We start from the raw sequence: 13,363 nt of genomic DNA on the forward strand, positions 1-13,363 counted from the left end.
GAGGAGGCTCAACGCTCGCCCGCGGAAAGCGCCATCTGGAGCTGCATACTAAGTAAATACTAAAATATTATCTAAATTATTGAGTTGTTTATTTAGAAAAAATTCTTATTTTAGAAAAGCTAATTCGTTTTTATTTAAATTGAGATAATCTAGAAAAGAAACTACTAACAAAGTCCAAGAAAATTTGTTCAGAAGGGGATAGTTCTCGATTGATCGGATAAATAATACCCACGTTACGTGTAAAAGGCGGTTCGATTAATGTTAGCTTTGATGTACCTCGTGGAGTAGCATCATAGAATACACTTTCTGGTAAAAGACTTACACCTATACCAGCTGCAACTAAACCTTTTATAGCATCCATATCTTCTCCTTCTGAGCTAATCTTTGGAGTATAGCCTACAGATTTACATGCTTCTACCACAACTTTATTTAATATGTAACCCTCTGGAAACAAAACAAAACCTTCATTACGTAACTCTGCTAATTGAATTTTACTTCTGTTTGCAAATGGATGAGTATCTGGGACTAGTGCCGCGATGTTTTCTGTAAACAGAATTTTTTTATCAATGGTTGCATCTTTAGCAGGAACAGGACCTAAGAATGCTAAGTTCAATTCACGTTCCTTGACCGCGTTAATGAGATAGCGATAGGATCCTTGTCTTAAATGGAATGAAACACTAGGGTGTTCTTTTTTAAATGCTGAAATGACAGTTGGTAAAAGAAAGCTTGCAAGACTTGTTGGAAATCCAATCTTAATCGTACCTTTTTCAGGATCCAAATATTCATCCACTTGTTTTTTGGCAAAATCAATTGCTTGTAACGCAGCAACTGTATGCTCAAGGAAAGTCTTACCGATTGGTGTCAATTTCACATTTCTACCAACTCGCTCAAATAATTCGATGCCTAATTCTTCCTCTAAATTGGCAATTTGTCGGCTTACTGCTGATTGGGCTACATGTAGATTTTCTGCAGCTTCGGAAATATGCTCTCTCTCCGCGACGGCAACAAAGTAACGCAATTGTCTTAATTCCAAGTCATGTCATCTCCTACTTATCTATTTTATAGATTAATCCTATCCAAATTATATATTGTTTATATGAATTTGAGAATCTAAAATATATTTAAGTCATTTTTTATATATAGAGGAGGGAATCATATGACATTTCACCAAATTCCAACAGCACAAGGTTTATACTCTCCACAATCTGAGCATGATGCATGCGGTATCGGTCTTTACGCACAATTGCAGGGAAAACCGACCCATGACATCGTGATGAAAGGCTTGGAAATGTTATGTAGATTAGATCATAGAGCTGGTCGCGGAAGTGACGGCAAAACAGGTGATGGATCAGGATTAATGGTTCAAATCCCGGATGCCTTTTTCCGAGAAGTTTGCATAGATTGGACATTACCTGCTGTAGGACAATATGGAGTAGGGATGTTATTTTTTAACAGTGATCGTCAAGTACAACAGGAAATTGAAACGAAACTAAATGATTTCATCGCAGAAGAAGGGCAAGAATTACTTGGCTGGCGTACTGTACCGATTAATCCTGAGCCTTTAAGCGACATTGCGAAGGAAACTGCACCAGTTGTTCGTCAAGTGTTTATAAAGGCTGTAAATACAAATAATTCTCTTGCTTTTGAAAGAAAACTATATTTGATTCGTAAACAAACAGAATTATGGGCTCAAAAAAATGACAATGAATTTTACTGTGCGAGCATGTCAAGTCGAACGATGGTGTTTAAAGGGTTATTAACTCCGGAAGAAGTGGCTGAATTTTATCTAGATTTACAAGATGAACGCTTCGCTTCTGCTTTTTCAATGGTACACTCACGTTACAGTACAAATACATTTCCATCTTGGGAACGTGCACATCCTAATCGTTATATTATTCATAATGGTGAGATTAATACATTAAGAGGTAATATCAACTGGATGAAAGCACGTGAGCAACAATTTATCTCTGAGGCCTTTGGGGAAGACCTAGATAAAGTGTTGCCAATTATTGACCAAAACGGTAGCGATTCATCAATGCTAGATAATGCGTTTGAATTTTTCGTATTAGCTGGTCGTACACCTGCACAAACAGCAATGATGATGATTCCAGAACCGTGGACAGAGAATCCACATATTTCGGATGAGAAAAAGGCGTTTTATCAATACCAAAGCTGTTTAATGGAACCTTGGGATGGGCCAACAGCTATTTGCTTCACAGATGGCAAACAAATTGGTGCGATATTAGATCGTAATGGTTTACGACCTGCACGCTATTATGTCACAAAGGATGATTACATTATCTTCTCTTCAGAAGTTGGTGTAGTTGATATAGAGGAAGAGAATATTGTTTACAAAGAACGATTAAGTCCGGGGAAAATGTTGCTTGTTGATTTAGAACAAGGACGGATTATTTCAGATGACGAATTAAAATCTGAAATGGCACAGGAAAAACCTTATACTGGGTGGTTAGAAGAAAACCTAGTTGTGGTTGACCCTTCAGAAGAACAACCTGAAGAAATAAATGACTTACTATTCAGACAGAAAATGTTTGGTTATACACATGAGGACGTACAAAAGTATATCGTACCAATGGTGGCAGGAGGAAAAGATCCGCTTGGTTCAATGGGGAATGATGCACCACTAGCTGTCTTATCTGACAAACCACAATCGTTATTTAATTACTTCAAACAATTATTTGCACAAGTAACAAACCCTCCAATTGATTCGATTCGTGAGCATATTGTGACTTCAACGATGACACTTCTTGGGGCAGAAGGGGATTTACTACATCCAAGTGCAGAAAATTGTCGTCGAATCTTTTTGGAAACACCTGTGTTGACGAACAGTCAATTCCAAAAGCTAAAAACACAGGATCCATTCGATATGACTGTTATAGACCTTGAAATGTCAGAAGATTTAGAAGAAGATTTAGCGAGATTAGCAAAAGAAGTAGATGAAGCAATTGCAAAAGGGGTTCAATTGCTAGTTTTATCAGATAAAGCTTTAAGCGTAAATACGCCAATGATTCCAATTTTACTTGCGGCAAGTAGTGTACACCAATATCTTGTAAAAACAGGTCAACGTACAAAAGTAAGTATCATTGTTGAAACTGGTGAAACAAGAGAAGTCCATCACTTTGCAGCGTTAATCGGTTATGGCGTTGATGCCATTTATCCATATTTAGCGTATGCTACAGTGGCTAAAGCAATTGAGGATGGCCATATCAATTATAGCTATGAAGAAGCAGTTAAACGTTACGTAAAGGCAACTGCAGAGGGCGTTGTAAAAGTAATGTCCAAAATGGGGATTTCAACAGTACAAAGTTACCGTGGAGCGCAAATCTTTGAAGCAGTCGGTATTAGTAAAGAAGTGATTGAAAAATACTTCACAGGAACTGTATCAAAACTAGGGGGTATTGATTTACCAACGATTGCTACAGAAGCTTTGAAGAAACATAGAGAAGCGGTTAAATCGATTGATTGTGTATTACCAGCAGGTAGTGATTTCCAATGGAGAAGCTCAGGAGAACATCATGCATTCAATCCAAAAACGATCCATACATTGCAACAAGCTACTCGTAAAGGTGACCTTGGGTTATTCCATCAGTTCTCTGAGATGGCTAACGAAGAACAAATTGGTTTCTTAAGAAATCTATTAACCTTTAAAAAGTCTGAATATACAATTCCTTTAGAAGAAGTAGAATCCGTAGAATCTATCGTCAAACGCTTTAAAACTGGTGCTATGTCTTTTGGCTCAATTAGTCAAGAAGCTCATGAAACACTAGCAATTGCGATGAATCGAATTGGTGGTAAAAGTAATAGTGGTGAAGGTGGAGAACATCCAAATCGCTATGAACTAGATGAAAATGGCGATAATCGTAGAAGCTCAATTAAGCAAATTGCTTCTGGTCGATTTGGTGTGAACAGCCACTATTTAGTCAATGCAGATGAGTTACAAATCAAAATGGCACAAGGTGCAAAACCAGGTGAAGGTGGTCAACTCCCAGGTAACAAGGTTTATCCTTGGGTTGCTGATGTTCGAGGTTCAACAACAGGTGTAGGTCTAATTTCACCACCACCACATCATGATATTTACTCAATTGAAGACATGGCTGAATTAATTCATGATTTAAAAAATGCAAATCGCGATGCTCGAATCAGTGTAAAACTCGTAGCAAAATCAGGTGTAGGTACAATTGCTGCAGGTGTAGCGAAGGGTGCAGCAGATGTGATTGTTATTAGTGGTTATGATGGTGGTACAGGAGCATCACCAAAAACAAGTATTAAGCACACAGGCCTACCATGGGAATTAGGATTATCAGAAGCTCACCAAACGCTAATGTTAAATGGACTTCGTGACCGTGTAACCCTTGAAACAGATGGTAAATTAATGACAGGGAAAGATGTTGTCATGGCAGCGCTATTTGGAGCAGAAGAATTTGGCTTTGCAACTGCTCCGTTAATAGTACTTGGATGTGTTATGATGCGTGCTTGTCATTTAGATACATGCCCAGTCGGTATTGCTACACAAAACCCTGAACTACGAAAAAAATTCATGGGTACAGCAGACCATGTCGTAAACTTTATGATGTTTGTAGCAGAAGAAGTACGAGAATATATGGCGATGCTTGGTTTTAGAACTTTTGAAGAAATGGTTGGACGCACAGATGTCTTAGAAGTAAGCAATCGAGCAAAAGAGCATTGGAAGGCCGGCCAATTAGATCTAGCAGCAATCCTCCATCAAGTGGAAGGAACAAGAACAAAACAAGTGCAACAAAATCATAAAATCGACGAATCTCTAGATTTACGTGAAATCTTAGGGAAAGTCGAAGAATCAATTATCGAAGAAAAATCAATTTCATTGCATTATCCAATCAAAAATACAGACCGAGTTGTCGGAACAATTGTTGGTAGTGAAATTTCAAAACGTTATGGTGCGAGAGGGCTTGCGGACGATACCATTACATTGAACTTTACTGGTTCTGCTGGTCAAAGCTTCGGTGCATTTATTCCAAGAGGAATGTTAATGCATGTTGAGGGTGATACAAATGATTACTTCGGCAAAGGATTGTCTGGCGGGAAAGTTGTTGTAAGCTCACCAGTACGAGGACAGGCAGAAACAAATGTTATTGCAGGAAACGTTTGCTTGTATGGTGCAACTAGTGGTGAAGCTTACATTAATGGTCGTGCCGGAGAACGTTTCGCAGTTCGTAATAGTGGTGCAAATGTTGTAGTTGAAGGTATCGGAGATCATGGCTGTGAATACATGACAGGTGGCCGTGTTGTTATCTTAGGCAATGTAGGTAAAAACTTCGGAGCTGGTATGTCAGGTGGTATTGCTTATGTATTACCAGAAGATATCCAAGAATTCAAAGCAAAATGTAACACAGAAATGATTGGTTTCGAAGGTATTCATTCTAAAGAAGATGAGGCAATTCTTCACCAACTCTTAGAACAACATGTTCACTACACAGAAAGTACAAAAGCAAAACAAATTTTAAATAACTGGGCAAAATATATAGTTCGCTTTATTAAAGTAGTTCCTACAGATTATAAAAAAATGTTAGACCGTATTAGCGAATATGAAGCACAAGGATTATCAGAAGACCAAGCAACGATGAAAGCATTTTTAGCAAATTCACCTAAAAAGGATTTAGTGCTTTCCAATAAGTAAAAGGAGGAGTTCTAGATGGGGAAACCTACTGGATTTATGGAATACAGTCGAGAAAAAGGGAAAGAACAGCCACCACTAGAGCGTATAAAAAATTGGAAAGAATATGCTTCGCGTTTGACAGATGAAGCTCTTCAAATCCAAGGTGCTCGTTGTATGGATTGCGGTACACCGTTTTGTCATATGGGAATGGAGATTCGTGGTTCTGCTGCCGGATGCCCGATTCACAATGTAATTCCTGAATGGAATGATTTAGTCTACCATGGGAAATGGAAAGAAGCTCTTGATCGTCTACTCTTAACAAATAACTTCCCAGAATTTACAGGAAGAGTTTGTCCTGCACCATGTGAAGGATCATGTACACTAGCTATATCAGATCCTGCAGTTGCGATTAAAAGTATCGAACGAGCAATTATCGATAAAGGATTTGAAAATGGCTGGATTACACCTCGTATTCCCGCACACCGTTCAGGAAAAAAAGTAGCTGTAGTTGGTTCTGGTCCTGCTGGTTTAGCAGCGGCAGACCAACTAAATCAGCAAGGTCATACTGTCACAGTTTTCGAAAGAGAAGACCGTGCGGGTGGCTTATTAACTTACGGAATTCCGAATATGAAATTAGAAAAAGAAGTTGTAGCAAGACGTGTACAATTACTAGCAGATGAAGGTATTCACTTTATTTTAAATACAGAAATCGGTAAAGACGTGACAGCGGATGAATTAAAAGCTCAATTTGATGCGGTCATTCTTTGCACAGGAGCAACAAAACAACGCCACCTTCATATGGAAGGGAGCGAATCAGAAGGTGTTGTTCTTGCAATGGATTATTTAACTTCTACAACTAAAAGTTTACTAAATTCTAATTTTGAAGATGGTCAATTCTTGGATACAAAAGGAAAGAATGTTATTGTCATTGGTGGAGGAGATACTGGTGCTGACTGTGTGGCAACGGCTATTCGTCAAAAATGTAAAACGGTCTTCCAATTTGGTAAGCATCCACAGTTACCTGAAAATCGTGATTCTGATAACCCTTGGCCAACAAATCCGCAAGTTTATAAATTGGATTATGCTTATGCAGAAGCAGATGCAAAATATGGTCGTGATCCTCGTGAATATTGTATCCAAACAAAGAAAATTGTTGCTGATAGCAATGGACGAGTAAAAGAATTGCATACAATTCAAATGGAAAAAATGATTAGCGATGATGGCTATGTTTACTTCAATGAACTACCAGGAACTGAAAAAGTTTGGCCTGCTGACTATGTCTTTGTAGCAATTGGCTTTGAAGGTACTGAACATGGAATTGCAGAACAATTTGGTGTCCAAATCACAAATAATCGAATTAAAGCCAACGGAAAAACATATTCAACAAATGTAGAGGGTGTTTTTGCAGCTGGCGATGCAAGACGTGGTCAAAGTTTAATTGTTTGGGCTATTAATGAAGGAAGAAATGTAGCAGAAAGCGTAAATGCATATCTCCTTGCACAAGCCATCGTGCAATAATATATAGGAAGAAAAGCTATCTCCTGTTTGAAATGTTTCGAAGTTGAGGCATTTTTAATAGAAAGGGGATAGCTTTTTCTTTTTGGTAAAATAGTGATTTTGAATACTATTCTATATTAAAATTGTTGCTATTCTTTTTCCCTTTTTCTTTGTGCATACTCTTTTGTTAGTGCTCGAACACTGAAAAAGAAAAAATAGACGACAACTTATAATGAAAATCTTGTATAGCCATCCTTGTTGATGTGGAATTAGCGAAGACTCCTGCGGGAAAGCGAGCCAGATGAGACCCCGCAGCTCAGCGAGGAGGCTCGTCGGTTCGCCCGCGGAAAGCGAAGCTAATTCCACATCATGCAGAAAACAGATTAATACTGTTAATATTTATATTTAAACACTTTTCAGTACCCTAAACGCAATTAGAGTTTGCCGCTTGTCACGGAAAGCGGAGCTAATTCCACTTCATTCAATAGTGGAATTATACTGAACTAAATTAGAAATTCTTTTTTCTAGTGCCGTCGTCCATCAACTGATAGCTTTCAAAATCTTATCTTAAAATTTCATAGAACAATTAATATAAATACTATAGAATTGCTTTAGAATATAAAATTCTAAACGTCGAATTATGTAGCGTGATGTATCATTTTCGTGTATTTGCAATATCTTTGTATATAACTAAATAAGAATATTGCTCCGTATTGATAATAGAAATACATAAATTTACAGTAAAAATATGTTTCTACTTCCGCCGTAGTGAAATCCATTCTCAATTAAAATACTTCTATTGAAAATCAATCCATTTTCAATAAACACTTAAACCAACGAGTCTTATAGGTTTCAGAATAGATATATACCAACACTCTTAGATTAAATTGAGAAACATTTTCAAATGATTTGCAAAGGGCTTTTTTTTAAGCTAAAATTAGAATGATATTAAATTAGAAATGGGTAAGCATTCATTTCATTGAAATTAAATGGAGGTAATAGAATGTCAACATTAGTCATCAAAGATCTTCACGTCGCTATCGACGGTAAAGAGATTTTAAAGGGTGTTAACTTATCACTCAATACAAACGAAATTCATGCAATCATGGGACCAAATGGTACTGGTAAATCTACTTTAGCTTCAGCTATCATGGGTCACCCAAAATATGAAGTTACTTCAGGTTCTATCACTTTAGATGGTGAAGATGTACTTGAAATGGAAGTAGATGAACGTGCTAAAGCAGGTCTATTCCTAGCAATGCAATACCCATCAGAAATTACTGGTGTTACAAATGCTGATTTCTTACGTTCAGCTATCAATGCTCGTCGTGGCGAAGGTAACGAAGTATCTCTAATGAAATTCATCCGTGAATTAGATGGAAAAATGGAATTCTTAGAAATGCCAGAAGAAATGGGCCAACGTTACTTAAACGAAGGTTTCTCTGGTGGTGAAAAGAAACGTAACGAAATTCTTCAATTAATGATGTTAAAACCTAAGTTTGCAATCTTAGATGAAATTGACTCTGGTCTTGATATCGATGCTCTTAAAGTAGTATCAAAAGGTATCAATGCTATGCGTGGTGAAGGCTTTGGTTGCTTAATGATCACTCACTATCAACGTTTACTTAACTATATCACTCCTGATCATATTCATATCATGATGCAAGGTAAAGTAGTTCGTTCAGGTGGTGCTGAATTAGCAGAAAAACTTGAAGCTGAAGGTTACGACTGGATTAAAAAAGAATTAGGTATCGAAGACGAAGAAACAACAGGACAAGAAGCATAATAAGGAGGACGAGCAAACATGACGGTTGAAACAAAATTATCTGTAACCGCTCAAGATGTACGCTCTTTCTCTGAAGCTAACAATGAACCTAGCTGGTTGACTGAGCTTCGTGAACGTGCATTAGCGGACGTAGAAACGCTACCAATGATAAAACCAGATAAAACAAATGTTGAAAAATGGAACTTTACAGAATTTCCTACACATACAGTTGAAAGTACAACATTTGCTTCTCTTGAAGAACTTCCAGAAGAAGTAAAAGCAATTGTCGATGTTGAAGGTCAACAAAATGTTTATATTCAACATAACAACACACCTGCTTTTTTACAACTTTCTGATGAATTAGCATCAAAAGGTGTCATTATGACAGATATTTTAACAGCAGCTCGCGAACATAGCGAACTAGTACAAAAATATTTTATGACTGAAGGCGTAAAAGTAGATCAACATAAACTAACTGCTTTACATGCAGCATTAGTAAATGGCGGAGTGTTTGTATACATTCCTAAAAATGTCATTGTAGAAGAACCACTTCAAGCTGTTTTCCTACATGACAATGTAGAAGCATCATTATATAACCACGTATTAATCGTTGCAGAAGCAAACAGTTCAGTTACTTATGTAGAAAACTATCTTTCTACAGTTCCAGAAGCAAAAGGACAAGCTAATCTTATTGCAGAAGTAATCGCAAATGATAATGCTCAAGTAACATTTGGTGCTGTTGATGTTCTTGCAAAAGGTTTCACTACTTATGTAAATCGCCGTGGTATTTTACATCGCGATGCTAAAGTTGAGTGGGCACTTGGTTTGATGAATGATAGCGATACAATTTCAGAAAATATCACATACTTAAAAGGTGATGGCTCTTTTGCAGATGCAAAATCTGTAGTAGTTGGTCGCGGAGAACAAAGTCAAAACTTCACAACTGAAGTTAGACACTGGGGTAAAGCTTCAAATGGCTATATTTTAACTCATGGTGTTATGAAAGAATCAGCTCGTGGTATTTTCAATGGTATTGGTAAAATTGAACATGGTGCTACAAAAGCTAATGCTGAACAAGAATCTCGCGTTCTAATGTTAAGCAAAGACGCTCGTGGCGATGCTAACCCAATTCTATTAATTGATGAAGATGATGTTACTGCAGGACATGCTGCTTCTGTTGGTCGCGTTGATCCAATTCAATTGTATTATTTAATGAGTCGCGGTATCTCTAAAGCAGAAGCTGAACGTTTAGTAATTCATGGATTCCTTGCACCAGTTGTAAATAAATTACCTATCGAAGGTGTTAGAAAACAACTGACGGAGGTCATTGAAAGGAAAGTTCGCTAATGATAAAAACAAATATTAAAAGCTATTTCCCTATATTAGATCAGGAAGTTAATGGACACCCACTAGTATATCTAGATAGTGCTGCAACAACACAAAAGCCTATCCAAGTTTTAGAAGCAGTAAAACATTATTACGAAGCTGAGAACTCTAATGTTCACCGTGGTGTGCATACATTAGGTAATCGTGCAACAGATGCTTATGAAGGAGCACGTGAAAAAGTTCGTAAGTTTATCAATGCGAAGTCAACTGAAGAAATTATCTTTACTAGAGGTACAACTGATAGTATAAATATGGTTGCTTCAAGTTTTGGACGTGCAAATGTAGGTGAAGGCGATGAAATCGTCATCACTTACATGGAACATCACTCTAACTTAATTCCATGGCAACAATTAGCGAAAGAAAAAAATGCAACACTTAAATATATTGATATGAATCCAGATGGCACATTATCGATGGACAAAGTAAAAGAAGCAATTACAGATCAAACAAAAATTGTTTCAATTGCATTTGCTTCTAACGTTCTAGGAACTGTGAACCCAATTAAAGAAATTGCTGCTGTTGCACATGCACATGGTGCAGTTATAGTAGTTGATGGAGCGCAAGGTGTGCCACATTTTAAAACAGATGTTCAAGATTTAGATTGTGATTTCTTAGCTTTTTCTGGACATAAAATGTGTGGACCAACTGGTATTGGTGTATTATATGGTAAAAAAGAGCACCTAGAAAACATGGAACCACTTGATTTTGGTGGTGAAATGATCAGTATTGTCGGTTTATATGAATCAACATGGGCTGACCTTCCTTATAAATTTGAAGGTGGAACACCTAATATTGCTGGAGCAATTGGTTTAGGCGCAGCTATTGATTTCTTAGAAGAAATTGGTATGGACAATATCATCGAACATGAGCATAATTTATCTCGTTACGCGATTGAGCAATTAAGCGCAATCGATGGAGTATCTATCTATGGTCCACATGATCCAACGAAACGTTCTGGACTTGTGACATTTAATATAGATGGCGTTCATCCTCATGATGTTGCAACAATACTTGATATGGAAGGTATTGCTGTTCGTGCAGGACACCATTGTGCTCAGCCATTGATGAAATGGCTTGAATGTACAGCGACAGCTCGTGCTAGCTTCTACGTATATAATACTGAAGCTGATATTGATCGACTTGTTGAAGGGTTGCGCACTGCGAAGGAGTATTTTGCTAATGTCAATGAATAAACTAGATCAACTATATCGTTCTGTCATTATGGATCATTATAAAAAACCACGTAACAAAGGTGTTATTGATGATTCTAATGTTTCAATCGATATGAATAACCCTACTTGTGGGGATCGCATACACTTATCTTTACAGGTTGAAGATGGTATTGTAGTCGATGCGAAATTTGAAGGTGAAGGCTGCTCAATCTCTATGTCTTCTGCTTCTATGATGACGCAAGCTATTAAAGGAAAAACTACTGAAGAAGCTGTTGAATTAGCGCATGTCTTCTCAGAAATGATGCTTGGACACGAACATGATGATTCACTAGACCTTGGAGATGTGGAAGCACTATCGGGTGTTTCTCAATTCCCAGCACGTATTAAATGTGCGACGCTTTCTTGGAAAGCAATGGAAAAAGGTATTAAAGAATCTAACTTATAATAGATTTAACTCTAGAACGGAGGAGAAAAAATGGCTAAACAAATGCCTGAAATTGGCGATTACGAGTACGGCTTCCATGATAAAGACGTATCCATTTTCCGTACAGAACGTGGGCTAACTCCTGAAATCGTAAAAGAAATTTCTAAAATGAAAAATGAGCCACAATGGATGTTAGATTTCCGTCTAAAATCATTGGACATTTTCTATTCAAAACCAATGCCACAATGGGGTGGCGATTTATCTGGACTTAACTTCGATGAAATTACTTACTATGTAAAACCATCTGAAGCAACTCAAAAATCTTGGGATGAAGTACCAGAAGAAATCAAAGCAACATTCGATAAACTAGGTATTCCTGAAGCAGAACAAAAATACCTTGCTGGTGTTTCAGCACAATACGAATCAGAAGTTGTTTACCATAACATGAAAGAAGAACTTGAAGCATTAGGTGTTGTGTTTAAAGATACTGATTCGGCTCTTCGTGAAAATGAAGATTTATTCAAAGAATACTTTGGTAAATCGATTCCACCACATGACAACAAATTTGCAGCATTAAACTCAGCTGTATGGTCTGGTGGTTCGTTTATCTATGTTCCAAAAGGTGTAAAACTTGAAACTCCACTTCAAGCTTACTTCCGTATTAACTCAGAAAACATGGGTCAATTTGAACGTACGTTGATCATTGTTGATGAAGGCGCAAGTGTACATTACGTTGAAGGATGTACTGCCCCAGTTTATACAACAAGTTCACTACACAGTGCGGTTGTAGAAATCATCATCAAAAAAGATGCTTATTGCCGTTATACAACAATCCAAAACTGGGCAAATAACGTGTATAACTTAGTTACAAAACGTGCTACATGTGAAGAAAATGCCACAATGGAATGGATTGACGGTAACATCGGTTCTAAACTTACGATGAAATACCCAGCTTGTATCTTAAAAGGTGAAGGCGCTCGTGGTTTGACATTATCAATTGCTATCGCAGGTCGTGGTCAAAACCAAGATACAGGTGCAAAAATGATTCATTTAGCTCCAAATACATCTTCAACAATCGTTTCTAAATCCATTTCAAAACACGGTGGTAACGTAACATATCGTGGTCAAGTGAAATTTGGTAAAAAAGCGATAAATGCGCGTGCGAATGTTGAATGTGATACGTTAATCATGGATAACCAATCTACATCTGATACAATTCCATACAATGAAGTAATGAATGACCAAATTGCTCTTGAACACGAAGCGAAAGTTTCAAAAGTGTCAGAAGAACAATTATTCTACTTGATGAGTCGCGGTGTTTCTGAACAAGAAGCAACAGAAATGATCGTAATGGGCTTCATCGAACCATTCACTAAAGAACTTCCAATGGAATATGCAGTAGAAATGAATAGATTAATCAAATTCGAAATGGAAGGTTCTATTGGTTAGTCCAGTAATTCCAATGT

Annotated in this window: 8 protein-coding genes; 7 read left to right on the forward strand and 1 reads right to left on the reverse strand. The window is 37.3% G+C overall.

Annotation, left to right across the window (positions count from 1 at the left end; genetic code table 11):
• Positions 1 to 130 precede the first annotated feature (130 nt).
• The gene (locus ABE048_RS09125) at positions 131 to 1,033 is read right to left on the reverse strand and encodes a LysR family transcriptional regulator (protein WP_430310784.1); all 903 of its coding nucleotides are present in this window, start codon (positions 1,031 to 1,033) and stop codon (positions 131 to 133) included.
• 123 nt (positions 1,034 to 1,156) lie between these two features.
• Between ABE048_RS09125 and gltB the strand changes: the two genes are divergently transcribed.
• The 7 genes from gltB to sufB all read left to right on the forward strand — a co-directional run bounded on the left by gltB (position 1,157) and on the right by sufB (position 13,346).
• A complete protein-coding gene (gltB, locus tag ABE048_RS09130; protein ID WP_430310791.1) occupies positions 1,157 to 5,674 on the forward strand; it encodes a glutamate synthase large subunit in 4,518 nt (1,505 codons plus the stop codon).
• 15 nt (positions 5,675 to 5,689) lie between these two features.
• Positions 5,690 to 7,171 carry a glutamate synthase subunit beta gene (locus ABE048_RS09135; protein WP_430310793.1) on the forward strand — a complete coding sequence of 494 codons (1,482 nt, stop codon included), beginning with the start codon at positions 5,690 to 5,692 and terminating at the stop codon, positions 7,169 to 7,171.
• 982 nt (positions 7,172 to 8,153) lie between these two features.
• Positions 8,154 to 8,936: a Fe-S cluster assembly ATPase SufC gene (gene sufC / locus ABE048_RS09140; protein WP_430310795.1), complete on the forward strand. Its 783-nt coding sequence runs from the start codon at positions 8,154 to 8,156 to the stop codon at positions 8,934 to 8,936.
• 18 nt (positions 8,937 to 8,954) lie between these two features.
• Positions 8,955 to 10,262: a Fe-S cluster assembly protein SufD gene (sufD, locus tag ABE048_RS09145; RefSeq protein WP_430310797.1), complete on the forward strand. Its 1,308-nt coding sequence runs from the start codon at positions 8,955 to 8,957 to the stop codon at positions 10,260 to 10,262.
• Positions 10,262 to 11,494 carry a cysteine desulfurase gene (locus ABE048_RS09150; protein WP_430310798.1) on the forward strand — a complete coding sequence of 411 codons (1,233 nt, stop codon included), beginning with the start codon at positions 10,262 to 10,264 and terminating at the stop codon, positions 11,492 to 11,494. The genes sufD and ABE048_RS09150 overlap by 1 nt, the downstream gene beginning before the upstream one ends.
• Positions 11,481 to 11,918, forward strand: a complete 438-nt coding sequence (gene sufU / locus ABE048_RS09155; RefSeq protein WP_430310800.1) for a Fe-S cluster assembly sulfur transfer protein SufU — start codon at positions 11,481 to 11,483, stop codon at positions 11,916 to 11,918. The genes ABE048_RS09150 and sufU overlap by 14 nt, the downstream gene beginning before the upstream one ends.
• A 30-nt stretch (positions 11,919 to 11,948) precedes the next feature.
• Positions 11,949 to 13,346, forward strand: coding sequence for a Fe-S cluster assembly protein SufB (gene sufB / locus ABE048_RS09160; protein WP_430310802.1), 1,398 nt, complete (start codon positions 11,949 to 11,951; stop codon positions 13,344 to 13,346).
• Positions 13,347 to 13,363: the final 17 nt, after the last annotated feature.

This window comes from Rummeliibacillus pycnus (assembly GCF_050459865.1).
In the GTDB taxonomy this organism is placed as follows: domain Bacteria; phylum Bacillota; class Bacilli; order Bacillales_A; family Planococcaceae; genus Rummeliibacillus; species Rummeliibacillus pycnus_B.